Source organism: Tenacibaculum larymnensis, assembly GCF_028829235.1.
In the GTDB taxonomy this organism is placed as follows: Bacteria; Bacteroidota; Bacteroidia; order Flavobacteriales; family Flavobacteriaceae; genus Polaribacter; species Polaribacter larymnensis.
This window is the reverse complement of the sequence record NZ_JAIWJY010000006.1, coordinates 171,032-186,478: the sequence shown is the minus strand read 5'-3', so window position 1 is coordinate 186,478 and position 15,447 is coordinate 171,032. Positions and strand designations below refer to the sequence as shown.

The 15,447-nt window shown below is 33.1% G+C and carries 16 protein-coding genes and 5 tRNA genes; 20 read left to right on the top strand and 1 reads right to left on the bottom strand.

Annotated features, from left to right (window positions below; all coding sequences use genetic code 11):
- Positions 1–75: 75 nt before the first annotated feature.
- Positions 76–2,901 (bottom strand): excinuclease ABC subunit UvrA, encoded by a 2,826-nt coding sequence (gene uvrA / locus LCI24_RS10595; protein ID WP_274640345.1) that lies wholly within the window; start codon positions 2,899–2,901, stop codon positions 76–78.
- Between the two features lie 99 nt (positions 2,902–3,000).
- Here uvrA and LCI24_RS10590 point away from each other — a divergent pair, with 99 nt between their 5' ends.
- The 20 genes from LCI24_RS10590 to rplA all read left to right on the top strand — a co-directional run bounded on the left by LCI24_RS10590 (position 3,001) and on the right by rplA (position 15,436).
- A complete protein-coding gene (locus LCI24_RS10590; protein WP_274640344.1) occupies positions 3,001–3,825 on the top strand; it encodes a class I SAM-dependent methyltransferase in 825 nt (274 codons plus the stop codon).
- Entirely contained in the window at positions 3,825–4,052 is a 228-nt protein-coding gene (locus LCI24_RS10585) for a PspC family transcriptional regulator (RefSeq protein ID WP_099214064.1), read from the top strand. The genes LCI24_RS10590 and LCI24_RS10585 overlap by 1 nt, the downstream gene beginning before the upstream one ends.
- The gene (locus LCI24_RS10580) at positions 4,049–5,053 is read left to right on the top strand and encodes a potassium channel family protein (RefSeq protein ID WP_274640343.1); all 1,005 of its coding nucleotides are present in this window, start codon (positions 4,049–4,051) and stop codon (positions 5,051–5,053) included. Before LCI24_RS10585 ends, LCI24_RS10580 begins: the two co-directional genes overlap by 4 nt.
- A complete protein-coding gene (locus LCI24_RS10575; RefSeq protein ID WP_274640342.1) occupies positions 5,053–5,952 on the top strand; it encodes an SDR family oxidoreductase in 900 nt (299 codons plus the stop codon). Before LCI24_RS10580 ends, LCI24_RS10575 begins: the two co-directional genes overlap by 1 nt.
- 85 nt (positions 5,953–6,037) lie before the next feature.
- Complete coding sequence (locus LCI24_RS10570) at positions 6,038–7,729, top strand: alanine/glycine:cation symporter family protein (protein WP_274640341.1); 1,692 nt, start codon at positions 6,038–6,040, stop codon at positions 7,727–7,729.
- A gap of 12 nt (positions 7,730–7,741) precedes the next feature.
- The gene (locus tag LCI24_RS10565; RefSeq protein WP_274640340.1) at positions 7,742–8,641 is read left to right on the top strand and encodes a helix-hairpin-helix domain-containing protein; all 900 of its coding nucleotides are present in this window, start codon (positions 7,742–7,744) and stop codon (positions 8,639–8,641) included.
- Between the two features lie 31 nt (positions 8,642–8,672).
- Entirely contained in the window at positions 8,673–9,839 is a 1,167-nt protein-coding gene (locus tag LCI24_RS10560; protein ID WP_274640339.1) for an acyl-CoA dehydrogenase family protein, read from the top strand.
- Positions 9,840–10,067: 228 nt separating this feature from the next.
- A complete protein-coding gene (gene rpsU, locus LCI24_RS10555) occupies positions 10,068–10,265 on the top strand; it encodes a 30S ribosomal protein S21 (RefSeq protein ID WP_028892869.1) in 198 nt (65 codons plus the stop codon).
- A gap of 83 nt (positions 10,266–10,348) precedes the next feature.
- Positions 10,349–11,236, top strand: coding sequence for a tyrosine-type recombinase/integrase (locus LCI24_RS10550; protein ID WP_274640338.1), 888 nt, complete (start codon positions 10,349–10,351; stop codon positions 11,234–11,236).
- A gap of 14 nt (positions 11,237–11,250) precedes the next feature.
- Positions 11,251–11,559 (top strand): ribosome hibernation-promoting factor, HPF/YfiA family, encoded by a 309-nt coding sequence (hpf, locus tag LCI24_RS10545; RefSeq protein ID WP_099214071.1) that lies wholly within the window; start codon positions 11,251–11,253, stop codon positions 11,557–11,559.
- 97 nt (positions 11,560–11,656) lie between these two features.
- Positions 11,657–11,730 (top strand) — tRNA-Thr (locus LCI24_RS10540).
- 41 nt (positions 11,731–11,771) lie between these two features.
- Positions 11,772–11,854 (top strand) — tRNA-Tyr (locus LCI24_RS10535).
- 21 nt (positions 11,855–11,875) lie between these two features.
- Positions 11,876–11,948: transfer RNA gene (locus tag LCI24_RS10530), tRNA-Gly, on the top strand.
- 11 nt (positions 11,949–11,959) lie between these two features.
- A tRNA-Thr gene (locus LCI24_RS10525) sits at positions 11,960–12,032 on the top strand.
- 75 nt (positions 12,033–12,107) lie between these two features.
- Entirely contained in the window at positions 12,108–13,295 is a 1,188-nt protein-coding gene (gene tuf / locus LCI24_RS10520; protein WP_099214072.1) for an elongation factor Tu, read from the top strand.
- A gap of 58 nt (positions 13,296–13,353) precedes the next feature.
- Positions 13,354–13,426 (top strand) — tRNA-Trp (locus LCI24_RS10515).
- 54 nt (positions 13,427–13,480) lie between these two features.
- The gene (gene secE, locus LCI24_RS10510) at positions 13,481–13,672 is read left to right on the top strand and encodes a preprotein translocase subunit SecE (protein WP_274640337.1); all 192 of its coding nucleotides are present in this window, start codon (positions 13,481–13,483) and stop codon (positions 13,670–13,672) included.
- A 2-nt stretch (positions 13,673–13,674) separates the two neighbouring features.
- The gene (nusG, locus tag LCI24_RS10505) at positions 13,675–14,223 is read left to right on the top strand and encodes a transcription termination/antitermination protein NusG (protein WP_099214163.1); all 549 of its coding nucleotides are present in this window, start codon (positions 13,675–13,677) and stop codon (positions 14,221–14,223) included.
- A 65-nt stretch (positions 14,224–14,288) separates the two neighbouring features.
- Positions 14,289–14,726 (top strand): 50S ribosomal protein L11, encoded by a 438-nt coding sequence (gene rplK, locus LCI24_RS10500; RefSeq protein WP_047790105.1) that lies wholly within the window; start codon positions 14,289–14,291, stop codon positions 14,724–14,726.
- A gap of 20 nt (positions 14,727–14,746) precedes the next feature.
- Positions 14,747–15,436: a 50S ribosomal protein L1 gene (gene rplA / locus LCI24_RS10495; RefSeq protein WP_099214074.1), complete on the top strand. Its 690-nt coding sequence runs from the start codon at positions 14,747–14,749 to the stop codon at positions 15,434–15,436.
- Positions 15,437–15,447 lie beyond the last annotated feature (11 nt).

The following is a 15,447-nucleotide window of genomic DNA, read 5'->3' as shown; positions in this document are numbered from 1 at the left end:
ATTTATATAAACTAATTTAAAATCAAAAAAAATATGTATAAAATAAATTATCTATTGATGAGAAATATTGTAATTTTATTTTTTTAACTCTTTTTTTAAGAATTTTGCAGTGTAGCTTTTTTTGTGTTCAGAAACTTCTTCAGGAGTCCCAAAAGTAAGTACTTTACCGCCTTTTTTACCACCTTCCATACCTATATCTATAATATAATCGGCTAGTTTGATAACATCTAAATTATGCTCAATTATTAAGACAGTGTTTCCTTTATCTGCTAATTTGTTTAAAACATCCATTAATACACGAATATCTTCAAAATGAAGACCGGTAGTTGGTTCATCTAAAATATAAAAAGTATTTCCAGTATCTCTTTTTGAAAGTTCTGAAGCTAATTTAATACGTTGCGCTTCACCACCAGAGAGGGTAGTAGATTGTTGTCCGAGTGTAATGTAACCTAAACCAACATCTTTAATTGTTTTTAGTTTTCTGTATATTTTAGGGATATGCTCAAAAAATGCTGTAGCTTCATTAATTGTCATTTCTAAAATATCAGAAATAGATTTTCCTTTATAGCGAATTTCTAATGTTTCTCGATTAAAACGTTTTCCTTGACAGGTTTCGCATTCTACATGAACATCTGGTAAGAAATTCATTTCAATAACACGAACACCACCTCCTTGACAAGTTTCACAGCGTCCTCCTTTTACATTAAAACTAAAACGGCCTGGTTTATAACCTCGAATTGAAGCTTCTGGAGTTTTTGCAAATAAACTTCGTATTTCACTAAAGACTCCAGTGTAAGTAGCGGGATTTGAACGAGGAGTTCTACCAATAGGAGATTGATCAATATCAATTACTTTATCAATATGCTCTAAACCTTCAATTTTTTTATAAGGCATTGGTTTTTTTACTGCTCGATAAATATGAGTATTTAAAATAGGGTAGAGGGTTTCGTTAATTAAAGTAGATTTACCACTACCTGAAACGCCAGTAACACAAATCATTTTACCTAAAGGAAACTCAACAGAAACATTTTTTAAGTTGTTTCCAGAAGCACCTTTTAAAGAAATTGTTTTTCCGTTTCCTTCACGACGTTTTTTAGGAACTTCAATTACTTTTCTTCCAGATAAATAATCAGCAGTAAGGGTATCATGACTTTTTAAATCGTCAAAATTACCTTCACTAACAATTTCTCCACCATGTCGGCCAGCGCCCGGGCCAATGTCTAGGACAAAGTCAGCGTTTTTAATCATGTCTTCATCGTGTTCAACCACTAAAACAGAATTACCAACATCACGAAGTTTGATTAGAGAATCAATTAATTTTTGGTTATCGCGTTGATGTAAGCCAATACTAGGTTCATCTAAAATATATAAAACACCAACTAGCTGTGAACCTATTTGTGTTGCAAGTCGGATACGTTGTGCTTCTCCACCAGATAGTGATTTTGATGTACGGTCTAATGTTAAATAATCTAGTCCTACATCTAACAAAAACTGAATTCGAGTGCGTATTTCTTTTAAAATTTCAGCAGCAATAGTTAATTGTTTTTCTGATAGTTTTTTATCTACATTCTTGAACCAGCTGGCTAATTCTAGCACATCCATTTGCGCTAAGTCACTAATATTTTTATCGGTAATTTTAAAATGAAGTGCTTCTTTTTTTAAGCGCTTTCCATCACAGGAAGAACAAGAAACTTCATCCATAAAACCTTTAGCCCAACGTTTTATGGAAGTGCTTTCTGAGTTTTTGTATTGATTTTCAATAAAGGCAATGATTCCTTCAAAATCAATTTCATAATTTCTGGTAACACCAGCAGTTTTTGACTGTATTTCAAACTTTTCTTTTCCGCCATGAAGAATAATCTCCATAGCTTCTTTTGGAATACTTTTTATAGGGTCGGTTAACTTAAAACTATAGCGTTCAGCAATAGTTTGAAGTTGTTTGAAAATCCAACTATTTTTTTGTTCGCCTAGGGGAGCTATTCCTCCATTTTTAATAGAAATACTACTGTCTGGGATTACTTTTTGATGATTTATTTCATTTGTAATTCCTAGTCCATTACACTTAGAACAAGCTCCTTTTGGTGAATTGAACGAAAAAGTGTTAGGTTCTGGGTTAGGGTAAGCGATTCCCGTGGAAGGACACATAAGTTCACGGCTAAAATAACGTGGTTTTTCATCATCAACATCAATCACCATTAAGATATTGTCGCCAGTGTATAAAGCAGTTTTTATAGTTTCTTCTAAACGTTTTTCTGCGGTGTTATTTACAACTAAACGATCAATAACCACTTCAATATCGTGTGTTTTGTAACGATCGAGTTTCATGCCTTTTTCAATCTCACGAATTTCACCATCCACACGAACACGAACAAAACCTTGTTTAGAAATTTGTTCGAATAATTCACGGTAATGTCCTTTTCTCGATTTAATTAAAGGTGCAAGAATAGCAATGCGCTTTCCGTCAAAATCTTTTAAGATTAAATTTCTGATTTGTTCGTCAGAATAGCTAACCATTTTCTCGCCTGTGTTGTATGAGTAAGCATCTGCTGCTCGAGAAAATAATAAACGGAGAAAATCATAAATTTCAGTAATAGTACCTACTGTAGAACGTGGACTTTTATTAGTAGTTTTTTGTTCAATAGAAATTACAGGAGAAAGTCCATCTATTTTATCAACATCAGGACGTTCTAATCCTCCTAAAAACTGACGAGCATAAGCAGAAAACGTTTCAATATAACGACGTTGTCCCTCAGCATAAATGGTGTCAAAAGCCAAAGAAGACTTTCCACTTCCACTCAAACCAGTAATTACAACTAGTTTTTCACGAGGAATTTTAATATCAATGTTTTTTAAATTATGAGCGCGTGCTCCGTAAACTTCTATGTATTCTTGTTCTTTCAAAGTGAGGATTTTACCAAAAACAGCAAAGTTACCAAAACCAAATTTATTTTAAAGTAACCATTGTTAACAAATAAGTTGAAAATAGTATCTTGCGTATTAATGAGTGGCCTAGGAATAGAAATACATGAAACAGCGTTTGTTACATCAACATTTAGATCTTTAAATGCTGAGTTAAGTAGAGATATGTATGCAAAGCTTTGGAATAACTCTCGGACTGACGAGTTAGTGGAAAAATATCTTAATAACGTTTGTGAAGAAGAAGTTTCAGCTCATTGTTTAAGAAATAGGTTTTTTCTAGAGGAGATTGAAAGGTTAAAACCAGCCGTAGTTGTTAATTTTGGATCAGGTTTTAGTATGTATCCGTTTTTGTTGGATAAAAGTATAATCAATATTGAAATTGATAAAAAAGAAATTATTGATTATAAGGAAGAGAGGATAAAAGAATTTCAAAAAAAAGGAGAACTACCAAATAGAACAATTCATTATGTAGGAGTTGATTTTAGTGAAGATTATGTTGAGGATTTACTAGAAAGAATAAAACCTATTGTAAAAAACAAAACTTCATTTGTTTTAATAGAGGGAGTATTGTTTTTTCTGTCAAGAAAAGATACCGATAAACTTTTTGATTTTTTCTCGATATTACAAAGAAAAGGAGATTATATAGGAAGTGCTTCATTTCAAAAAGATTTAAAAAAATCTAAAGGGTTTAAAAAATTACTCGACTTTTGTAATAATGAAATGGTGAAAACTGAAGCATCAGATTGGCAAACAATCGAAGATGATTTTTATGTTGAGAACAAAAGTTATGATTTGTTAAATCATCAAGATTATTTTAGTCTCTCAGAAAAATATAATAATGAAGTGAAGTTAGAAAAAGATTTAATTTTAAATGAGAATTTTTATATCTTGAAAAAAATAGTGTAATGAAATTTATCCATTCTGTACGACATTTTTTTGAACGACATGGTTTTAACGTGTCTTCGAGGTTTGCAGACCGTTTAGGTATGCGAGCTACCAATGTACGTCTGTTTTTTATATACATATCATTTGTAACAGTAGGTTTGTCTTTCGGTTTGTATTTAACTATGGCATTTTTACTGCGTTTAAAGGATATGATTTACACTAAAAGAACTTCTGTTTTCGATTTATGATAAATACCGTATTTAAGTCAAGATTATATAAAGCTATAACTTATTCTGTACTAATTGTTTCAGTAGGAATGTTGGGTTATATAGTGTTTTTTGGGTACTCTTTAATAGATGCCTTATATATGACAATTATAACCATAAGTACTATTGGCTTTGGTGAAGTACACCCTTTTGGTACAGGTGAAAAGTTATTTACCATAGGGCTAATAATATCTAGTTTATTTATTTTTGGTTACGCGGTTTCTTCATTTTCAGAATATTTAATTAGTGGGCAATTTTTTCATCAACTAAAAGTAAAAAAAGTGCAAAAACAAATAGAACAATTACGAGGTCACACAATTGTGTGTGGTTACGGAAGAAATGGTAAACAAGCTATTTCAAAGTTAAAAAATTACAAGAAGCAAATAGTTGTAGTTGAAAAGTTTGAGGGAATAGCTAGACAACTGGATGAAAAAGGAGTGTTAACTATTCAAGGAGATGCAACGCTTGACGAAACATTGTTAAGAGCTGGTATTATGAATGCTAAAAATTTAATAATTGCTTTACCTTCTGATGCCGATAACTTGTTTGTAGTGTTAACAGCAAAACAATTAAATAAAGATTGTAAAATAATAAGTAGAGCATCAAAAGAAACTTCGTATAGTAAGTTGAAAATTGCAGGAGCAGATAATGTAATTATGCCTGATAAGTTAGGAGGTTCACACATGGCTTCTTTAGTCGTTACCCCAGATGTTATAGAGTTTGTTGATAGGTTAACTATAGAGGGTGAAACTACTGCAAATTTAGAAGAAGTAGCTATTAATGGTTTACCTGAAAAATATATTGACAAAACAATTTTAGATTTAGATTTAAGAAAAAAAACAGGATGCACAGTGATTGGATATCGTACTCCTGATAAAGACTATATCATTAATCCAGAAGCATCTGTAAAATTAGAAGCAGGAGGGAATTTAATCGTTTTAGGTCGACCAGAACAAATAGAAACGCTTAGAAGAATTTTTTAATGAAGAAAGTTGTTGTAACTGGAAGCAATGGTTTGCTTGGGCAAACTTTAGTAAGCCTTTTATTAGAAGAGAAAGAAAAATATCAAGTAATAGGTTTTTCTAGAGGAGAGAATAGGAGTGGAAGAAGTGATTTTGACTATGTTTCTATAGATATTACAGATGAATTGTTACTTCGTGAAAAATTAACTGAATACAAGCCAGATGTTATTGTAAATACAGCAGCAATGACAAATGTTGATGCTTGTGAAACAAATCAAGATGCTTGTGATGAATTGAATATAGGTGTCGTTCAGTACCTAAAAAACTATGCAGAAGAAAATAATACCCATTTAATTCATATTTCTACTGACTTTATTTTTGATGGTAAAAACGGTCCATATAAAGAAACAGACGTTCCAAATCCGTTAAGTCATTATGGGATTTCAAAACTAAAATCAGAAGAGGTTTTAACAAAGTCTACAATAGATTACACTATTTTACGTACGATACTAGTATATGGAAAAGTATATGATATGTCTCGTAATAATATAGTATTATGGGTAAAACAAATGTTAGAAGAAGAAAAAGAAATAACGATAGTAAATGATCAGTTTCGTATGCCAACTTATGTCGAAGATTTGGCACTAGCATGCAAGCTTTCAATTGATAAGCGAGCACTTGGAGTTTTTAATGTGTCGTCGAATACTTTGCTGAGTATTTATGAAATAGCACAGCAAATAGCAGAAGTTTTTAAGTTAAATAAAAACCTAATAAAGCCAATTACTACAGCTACTCTATGTCAAAGAGCTAAACGCCCAGCAATAACTGGCTTTGATTTAATAAAAACAAAGGAATATCTAGGCTTAAACCCAAAATCGTTTCAAGAAGATTTACAAAAATTTAAAGAAAAACTAACGTAAAAACTATATTTAACAACGAAAACTTGTTGTAAGTACATTTTTTTATGATATTGCGGGCTACTAATTCAAAAATCTAATACATATTATGAACAAAAAACTACTTGCATTGCTGTTATTAATGACGCCAATGTTAACATTTGCACAGGAAAAAGGTTTAGACCAACAAATAGATGAAGCTTTTAAGCCTATTTCTGATTTTTTTAGTAGTGTGATTTTCTTTCAAGTGTTTGGAACCCCTTTTGTATTGATTTTGTTAGTGGCTAGTGCCGCTTTTTTTACGCTTTATTTTAAGTTTCCTAATTTCCGCCATTTTTTCACTGCAATTAATGTTGTAAGAGGAAAATATGAGGATATAGAAAAACATGGAGCACAGGTATTGTATGGAGAAGACGGTATAGCTCAAGGAGTAGATATGAATGAGGTTGATGATATTGAGGAGCATATTGAAAATGTAGAGAGTTTACATAGTGATTTAGAAATTGACGGAGATATAAAAGATACTATTCGTGATGAGAGCCATGAAGGTGAGGTATCTCACTTCCAAGCGCTAGCAACGGCAGTTTCTGGTACGGTTGGAAATGGTAACATTGCAGGTGTTGCGTTAGCAATCGCTTTAGGTGGTCCAGGAGCAACATTTTGGATGATAGTTTGTGGTTTACTTGGTATGTCAACAAAATTTGTTGAATGTACACTAGGAGTGCACTACCGAGATGTAGGTGAGGATGGAACAGTATACGGAGGACCTATGTATTACTTGTCTAAAGGATTAAAAGAAAAAGGTTTTGCAACTTTAGGTAAAATTGCTGCAGGAGCATTTGCTGTTTTCTGTATTGGAGGTTCTTTTGGTGGTGGTAATGCAGCACAATCTAACCAAGCAACAATAGTAATTAAAGAGTTATTAGGTTTAGAAAGTACAGCAGCAGGAGCTATTATAGGTATTGTATTAGCTATTTTAGTAGGTATTATAATTATTGGGGGAATCAAGAGAATTGCTTCTGTAACAGAAAAAGTAGTTCCTTTCATGGCATTATTATACTTATTAGCGTGTCTTTATATTTTAGGAATTAATTTTTCTTTAATAGACGATGCTATATCATTAATTATAAATGAGGCGTTTAATCCAACAGCAATTGGTGTTGGAGGATTTATTGGTGTTTTATTAGTAGGATTTAAAAGAGCAGCTTTCTCAAACGAAGCAGGAGCAGGATCGGCTTCTATTGCTCACTCTGCTGTAAAAACAAAATATTCAGCTTCTGAAGGTTTAGTAGCGTTATTAGAGCCGTTTATCGATACAGTATTAATATGTACAATGACAGCTTTAGTTATTATTATCTTTAACTTCGGAGGAGCTTTTGAATACGGAGGAGATGGAACAGGATCAGTATTTATTGATGGTGTAGCTTATGAAGGAGCAGGAATTACTTCAAGAGCATTTGCAGCTTATATTCCTTTCTCAAATGTATTCTTAACAGTAGCAGTGGTGTTATTTGCAGTTTCTACAATGATTTCTTGGTCGTACTACGGATTACAATCTTGGAAATTTTTATTCGGTAGAGGTAAGAAAGCAGATTTAACATATAAAATTTTATTCTTAACTTTCGTGGTAATTGGAGCTGCGGCTAGTATGAAGTCTATTTGGGATTTCTCAGATGCAATGATTTTTGCAATGGTATTCCCTAATATGGTAGGTTTATATTTATTGATGCCAGTGGTTAAAAAGCAACTAAAAAGATATTTAGATGCTATTAATCTTAAAAAGGAGGCAGTAGAAGACTAAGAAGTAAAACAAATGAAAATACTTAAACCCCATTTCTGGTATAACAAACGCCAACGAAATGGGGTTTTCTTTTTATTGTTTGCGATAGTTTTCTTGCAAATTGTGTATACTTATGTAGATTTTTATTCAGAAGAAGTACAAGCTTTAAATAAAAATGAGTTGATAGCTTTTCAGAATACCATTGATAGTTTGAAAAGAATAGAGCAGAATAAAAGAAAACCTAAACTGTATCCATTCAACCCAAATTATATAACAGATTTTAAAGGCTATCAATTAGGAATGTCAATAGAGGAAATTGATAGGTTACATAATTATAGAAAGCAAAACAAATGGATTAATTCTGCTAAAGACTTTAAACAAGTAACAAAAATATCTGACAGTTTATTGAGTAAAATAGCTCCGTATTTTAAATTTCCAGATTGGGTTGTAAAAAAAGAGAATAAAAAGAAGAGAAGTATAACAAAAGCAAACTCAGTTAAGAAGAATACATATAATGAGGAGTATAAGGTTTCTACAAATGATATTAATAAAGCTACTCAACAAGATTTTGAAACTATTAGTGGAGTAGGGGAAGTGTTATCTTCTAGAATTGTAAAGTATAGAAATAAACTACAAGGATATTCGTTATCTAAACAACTGTATGAAGTTTGGGGTTTAGATAAAGTTACAGCAGATAGGGTTATGCGAACCTTTATTGTAATAGAAAAACCAACTATTAAAAAAGTTAATGTAAATACAGCTAAATTTAAAGAGGTGTTGAAAAATCCATATATAAACTATGAATTGTGTAAAAAGATTTTTGAATACAGAGACGAAGTAGCAGAATTACAAGATATATCAGAATTAAGAAATATTAAAGATTTTCCGTTAAATAAATACGATAGAATAATCTTATATTTGGAAGCAAAATAAGCAAACAACAAAATTTAATAAACAAACCACTATGAATAGTATGTACTTTACCGAAGAGCATGAAGCCTTTCGTCAGAGTTTTAGAGATTTTTTACAAAAAGAGGTAGTTCCTCATATAGATAAATGGGAGAAAGAAGGTACGGTAGAGCGTTTTATCTGGAAGAAATTCGGTGAAATGGGGTACTTTGGTTTAAATCAACCAGAAGAATATGGAGGATTAGGTTTAGACCTTTTTTACACTGTAATCTTTTTAGAAGAGTTGCAGAAAATTAATTCAGGAGGTTTTGCAGCGAATATGTGGGCACATGCATATTTAGCGATGACCCATGTTAACAAAGAAGGGGACGATCGAATTAAAAGAGAATACTTAACACCAAGCATTGAAGGAGATAAGATAGGGTGTTTATGTATTACAGAACCTTTTGGAGGAAGTGATGTGGCAGGAATGCGTACTACCGCAATAAAAAAAGGAGACACTTATGTAGTTAACGGATCAAAAACCTTTATTACAAACGGAGTGTATTCTGATTATCTAGTAGTGGCAGCCAAAACAAACCCAGAAGATAAACATAAAGGAATGAGTATTTTTATTATTGATAGAGATACTCCAGGAATATCATCAACTAAATTGGATAAGTTAGGATGGAGAGCTTCAGATACTGCTGAAATAGCGTTTGATAATGTAGTGATACCTGCTGAAAACCTGATGGGAGAAGAAGGGAAAGGATTTCCGTATATTATGCAACACTTTGCATTAGAGCGTTTGGTTATGGGAATTAATGCTCATGCACGTGCTGAATATGCTGTAGATTATGTAGTGCAATATATGAGTGAACGTGAAGCTTTTGGGAAAACATTAGATAAATTTCAAGCCTTACGCCATAAAGTAGCGGAAATGGCAAGTAGAGTAGATATGTGTAGAGAATACAATTATTCTATAGCAAAACGTTTAAATGATGGTATTTACGTTGTAAAAGAAGCAAGTATGAGTAAACTATTGTCTACTAAAATGGCAGATGAGGTCATATATGACGCTTTACAGTTACTAGGAGGTTATGGTTATATGGAAGAGTATCCAATGGCACGTTTATTACGCGATAGTCGATTAGGACCAATAGGAGGAGGTACTTCAGAAATCTTGAAAGAAATCATTGCAAAAATGGTGATTGATAAGAAGGAGTATAGACCAGCTACTTAATGGTTTCTGTTTTGTAACAATGATTATTGATAAATATATTAAAAGAAGGATCCTGCGTTTGCAGGATTTTTTATTTTTTTAATGAAAACAGAAAAAAATAATTTTAATTTAAAGAATACTTTGTATCTTTGCCGTCCAAAATCTAATAAAACAATATAATTAACTGATATACTGTTTGTTGTTGGTTTTTTAAAATATAGATACTACGATGAAAGGAGGTGCAAAAATATGTTAATCATTCCAGTTAAAGAAGGAGAGAATATCGATAGAGCGTTAAAACGTTATAAGCGTAAATTTGATCGTACAAAAACGATGAAGCAGTTACGAAACAGAAAGCAGTTTACTAAGCCATCTGTAGCTAAACGTGCTCAAATGATTAAAGCATCTTACGTTCAGAGATTAAGAACTCAAGAAGAAGTAGGATAGTAATAATCCTAAAAAGTATAAAGACCTGTATTGATATCAATACAGGTTTTTTTTGTACCTTCAATTAATAAAAAAAGTTAATAATGCTGATAGAAGCTTTCTTGGAATATTTAGAATTTGAGAAAAAATATTCAAAAAATACAATTCAAGCATATAAAACAGATTTAATTGCATTTAAAGATTTTTGCGAGGTTGAGTTTGATCAATTGGATTTAGAGAATGTTCATTACAATCAAATTAGAACATGGATTGTTAGTTTGGTTAATGTTAATGTGTCGAATAGAAGTGTGAATAGGAAGGTAAGTTCATTAAAAACCTTCTATAAGTTTTTACAAAAAATAGGAGAGGTAGAAACAAACCCGTTATCAAGTCATAAGGCGTTAAAAGTTCAAAAGAAAATACAAACACCTTTTGATCAAAATGAAGTAAAAGAAGTTTTAGAATTAATAAGAGAAGGTTCCGATTTTGAATCAATAAGAGATCGATTGATTGTCGAAATGTTATACTCAACAGGGATGAGAAGGGTTGAGTTAATAAATGTTAAAGAAAAAGATATAGATCACACTAGTAAAACAATAAAAGTATTAGGTAAAAGAAATAAAGAAAGGTATGTAACAATCTTACCATCTGTGTATAAAACTTTACAGGAATATTTAAGGCAAAAAAGAGAGGTTAAAGAGGCGGATATGGAGGTGCTTTTTATAACTAAAAAAGGAGTTAAAATTTATGAAACCCTTGTTTACCGAATAATAAATTTGTACTTTAGTAGGGTGTCAACAAAAGCAAAAAAAAGCCCTCATATATTGAGGCATGCTTTTGCGACACATTTACTTAATAACGGTGCGTCGTTAAATTCGGTTAAAGAATTGCTAGGACATTCAAGTTTAGCCTCTACCCAAGTGTATACGCACAATAGCTTGGAGCAAATAAAAAAAGTGTATAATAAGGCTCATCCTAGAGAGTCAACTTAAAAGATCGAAGAATTATGAAGGTATTCACGCAATCAGTAAATTTCTCAGCAGACAAAAAATTAATAGACTTCATTGAGAAAAAAGTAGGGGGATTAGAAAAGTTTCATGATAAGATCGTTGATGCAGAAGTTTTTTTGAAAGTGCAAAAAACGAGTGAAAAAGAAAATAAAATAACTGAAGTAAAAATTAACATACCTGGAAATGAATTAATCGTAAAAAAACAAACTAAAACCTTTGAAGAAGGAATTAGTGTATCTGTTGAATCTTTAAAACGACAGTTACAAAAATCAAAAGAAAAATCAAAGGATGCCTTAGTGTCATAAAAACAATAAAAAATAATTAAAAAAGTTTTAAAAATTAAAAATTACTTTTTACATTTGCAGTCCGTTAGAAATAGCGGATTGTTTTTTTATAGCAAAAGCCGATGTAGCTCAGCTGGCTAGAGCAGCTGATTTGTAATCAGCAGGTCGTGGGTTCGAGTCCCTCCATCGGCTCTAAAAAAATAAAAGTTCATTAAAATACTATTTAAGGTTTAGGGGAGATTCCAGAGCGGCCAAATGGGACGGACTGTAACTCCGTTGTCTTACGACTTCGCAGGTTCGAATCCTGCTCTCCCCACTATCTTAATAAAATTTTATTGCGGGAGTAGCTCAGTTGGTAGAGCGTCAGCCTTCCAAGCTGAATGTCGCCAGTTCGAACCTGGTCTCCCGCTCTAAATTCGTTGCCGACATAGCTCAGTTGGTAGAGCGCATCCTTGGTAGGGATGAGGTCACGGGTTCAAATCCCGTTGTTGGCTCTATTTTAGAGTTTATTTGACAAGAGTTTAAAAATAACACTAAATATATTTAACTAAGAATTAAAATTAATAATCATGGCAAAAGGAACTTATGATCGTTCGAAACCGCACTTAAACGTAGGTACTATTGGTCACGTAGATCACGGTAAAACTACTTTAACTGCTGCAATTACTAAAGTATTAGCAGATGCTGGATTTTCTGAGCAGAGAGCTTTTGATCAAATCGATAACGCTCCAGAAGAAAAAGAAAGAGGTATCACAATTAACTCTTCTCACGTAGAGTATGCAACAGCTAACCGTCACTACGCACACGTTGACTGTCCAGGTCACGCCGATTACGTAAAGAACATGGTAACTGGTGCTGCACAAATGGATGGAGCTATCTTAGTAGTAGCTGCTACAGATGGTCCTATGCCTCAAACTCGTGAGCACATCTTATTAGGTCGTCAGGTAGGTATTCCACGTATCGTTGTTTTCTTAAACAAAGTTGATATGGTTGATGACGAGGAGTTATTAGAATTAGTAGAAATGGAAGTGAGAGATTTATTATCTTTCTATGAGTATGATGGAGATAATGGTCCTGTAATTGCTGGTTCTGCTTTAGGTGCATTAAACGGAGAGCAAAAGTGGGTTGATACAGTTTTAGAATTAATGGAAGCTGTTGATAACTGGATCGAAGAGCCACCAAGAGATACTGAAAAAGATTTCTTAATGCCTATCGAGGATGTATTCTCTATTACTGGTCGTGGTACAGTAGCAACTGGACGTATCGAAACTGGTATCGTAAATACTGGAGATCCTGTTGAGATTATTGGTATGGGAGATGAAAAATTAACATCTACTGTAACTGGTATCGAAATGTTCCGTCAAATCTTAGATAGAGGTGAGGCAGGAGATAACGCAGGTATCTTATTAAGAGGTATTGAAAAAACTCAAATTAAGAGAGGAATGGTAATCTGTAAGCCAGGTTCTATCACTCCACACGCTAAGTTTAAAGCTGAGGTGTATATCTTAAAGAAAGAAGAAGGTGGACGTCACACTCCATTCCACAACAACTACCGTCCACAGTTCTACGTGCGTACAACTGACGTAACAGGTAACATTAACTTACCAGAAGGTGTTGAAATGGTAATGCCAGGTGATAACTTAACTATTACAGTTGACTTAATCCAACCTATCGCATTAAACACAGGTTTACAGTTCGCTATCCGTGAAGGAGGTAGAACAGTAGGAGCTGGTCAGGTAACTGAAATCTTAGACTAATTATAGTTTAATAATAAAGTATAAGGAGTCTCTTTTTAGAGAGAGACTCCTTTAAAATACGGGTTTAGCTCAGTTGGTAGAGCACTGGTCTCCAAAACCAGGTGTCGGGAGTTCGAGCCTCTCAACCCGTGCAAAAAACTAAAACGAGTTGTGGTGAAAACTGCAACTCGTTAAAAGGATAAAATATGAGTAACTTTGTACAATACATTAAAGATTCTTTTGAAGAATTAAATACCAACATGACTTGGATTTCTCGTGAAGAAGCTCAAAAGTCTACTGTAGTAGTTGCAGCATTTACAATTGTATTTGCTTTAGCTGTAGCAGCTATAGATAAGGTTTTTCAAACAGGGTTAGATAACTTCTTTAAAATGTTTTAATGATGGCTGATTCGGTGATGAAGTGGTATGTGGTTAGAGCTATTGGAGGTCAAGAGAATAAGGTGAAAACTTATATCGAGACTGAGATTGCTCGTCATGGGTTGTCTGATTTTGTGAACCAAGTAATTGTTCCTACAGAAAAAGTTATTCAAGTAAGAAACGGAAAGAAAATTAACAGAGAAAGAGTTTACTTTCCTGGTTATGTAATGGTAGAAGCTAACTTAGCAGGAGAGGTTCCTCACGTAATTAAATCAGTAACAGGAGTTATTGGTTTCTTAGGTGAAACAAAAGGAGGAGATCCAGTACCAATGCGTAAATCAGAAGTAAACAGAATGTTAGGTAAAGTAGATGAACTTTCTGTTAAAGATGAAAATATCGCAATACCTTATACAGTAGGAGAAACTGTAAAAGTAATTGATGGTCCTTTCAATGGATTCGATGGAACTGTTGAAAAGGTAAATGAAGAAAAGCGTAAGTTAGAAGTAATGGTTAAGATTTTTGGAAGAAAAACACCATTAGAGTTAAACTATATGCAAGTAGAGAAAATATAATAGTTACACCTATATTTAGATCGTGTTTAAGCTTCCAATTTAAACACATCGTTAAATCTTAAACAATGGCAAAAGAAGTAAGTAAATTAGTTAAACTACAAGTTAGGGGAGGTGCAGCGAATCCGTCGCCACCAGTTGGACCCGCTTTAGGTGCTGCCGGTGTTAACATCATGGAGTTCTGTAAGCAGTTTAATGCTCGTACACAGGACAAACAAGGTAAAGTATTACCAGTTGTTATTACAGTTTATACAGACAAATCATTTGAATTTGTTGTAAAAACTCCACCAGCCGCAGTACAATTATTAGAAGCGGCCAAAATTAAGAAAGGTTCAGGAGAACCTAATAGGAAAAAAGTAGCAAGCGTTTCTTGGGATCAAATTCGAGGAATTGCAGAAGACAAAATGGTAGATATGAATGCCTTTGAAGTAGAGTCTGCAATGAGAATGATCGCTGGAACAGCTCGTTCTATGGGATTAACAGTAACAGGTGATGCACCTGCTTAAACTTTAAAAGATATTTAGAAATGGCAATTACTAGAAAGCAAAAAGAAGCTCGTGCTAAGGTAGATAGCTCTAAAGTTTATAGCTTACAAGATGCATCAGCATTAGTTAAAGAGATTACAAACGTAAAATTTGACGCATCTGTAGATTTGGCAGTACGTTTAGGAGTAGATCCTCGGAAAGCTAATCAAATGGTTCGTGGTGTTGTAACATTACCTCACGGAACAGGTAAAGATGTAAAAGTTTTAGCATTAGTTACTCCAGATAAAGAAGCAGAAGCTAAAGAAGCAGGAGCTGATTATGTTGGATTAGATGAATACCTTCAAAAAATTAAAGGAGGTTGGACTGATGTAGACGTTATTATTACTATGCCAAGTGTAATGGGTAAATTAGGTCCTTTAGGACGTGTATTAGGTCCTCGTGGTTTAATGCCTAACCCAAAAACTGGTACAGTAACTATGGATGTTGCAAAAGCAGTACAAGAAGTAAAAGCTGGTAAAATCGACTTTAAAGTAGATAAAACTGGTATTGTACACGCTGCAATCGGAAAAGCATCTTTCGATGCTACGAAGATTGAAGAAAATGCAAATGAGTTATTACAAACATTAATTAAATTAAAGCCAACAGCGGCAAAAGGAACATATATTAAGAGCATTTTCATGTCTTCTACAATGAGTCCTAGTGTTGCTATAGATGTAAAATCTGTATCGTAAGGCAGTTAAAA

Excerpts from the sequence above, each read along its gene's own strand:
- LCI24_RS10570 (WP_274640341.1), top strand. The coding sequence starts at position 6,038 with ATGAACAAAAAACTACTTGCATTGCTGTTATTAATGACGCCAATGTTA.
- LCI24_RS10565 (WP_274640340.1), top strand. The coding sequence starts at position 7,742 with ATGAAAATACTTAAACCCCATTTCTGGTATAACAAACGCCAACGAAAT.
- nusG (WP_099214163.1), top strand. The coding sequence starts at position 13,675 with ATGGCTGATTCGGTGATGAAGTGGTATGTGGTTAGAGCTATTGGAGGT.
- secE (WP_274640337.1), top strand. The coding sequence starts at position 13,481 with ATGAGTAACTTTGTACAATACATTAAAGATTCTTTTGAAGAATTAAAT.
- hpf (WP_099214071.1), top strand. The coding sequence starts at position 11,251 with ATGAAGGTATTCACGCAATCAGTAAATTTCTCAGCAGACAAAAAATTA.
- LCI24_RS10585 (WP_099214064.1), top strand. The coding sequence starts at position 3,825 with ATGAAATTTATCCATTCTGTACGACATTTTTTTGAACGACATGGTTTT.
- rpsU (WP_028892869.1), top strand. The coding sequence starts at position 10,068 with ATGTTAATCATTCCAGTTAAAGAAGGAGAGAATATCGATAGAGCGTTA.
- LCI24_RS10580 (WP_274640343.1), top strand. The coding sequence starts at position 4,049 with ATGATAAATACCGTATTTAAGTCAAGATTATATAAAGCTATAACTTAT.
- tuf (WP_099214072.1), top strand. The coding sequence starts at position 12,108 with ATGGCAAAAGGAACTTATGATCGTTCGAAACCGCACTTAAACGTAGGT.
- LCI24_RS10590 (WP_274640344.1), top strand. The coding sequence starts at position 3,001 with ATGAGTGGCCTAGGAATAGAAATACATGAAACAGCGTTTGTTACATCA.
- LCI24_RS10575 (WP_274640342.1), top strand. The coding sequence starts at position 5,053 with ATGAAGAAAGTTGTTGTAACTGGAAGCAATGGTTTGCTTGGGCAAACT.
- LCI24_RS10560 (WP_274640339.1), top strand. The coding sequence starts at position 8,673 with ATGAATAGTATGTACTTTACCGAAGAGCATGAAGCCTTTCGTCAGAGT.
- rplK (WP_047790105.1), top strand. The coding sequence starts at position 14,289 with ATGGCAAAAGAAGTAAGTAAATTAGTTAAACTACAAGTTAGGGGAGGT.
- LCI24_RS10550 (WP_274640338.1), top strand. The coding sequence starts at position 10,349 with ATGCTGATAGAAGCTTTCTTGGAATATTTAGAATTTGAGAAAAAATAT.
- rplA (WP_099214074.1), top strand. The coding sequence starts at position 14,747 with ATGGCAATTACTAGAAAGCAAAAAGAAGCTCGTGCTAAGGTAGATAGC.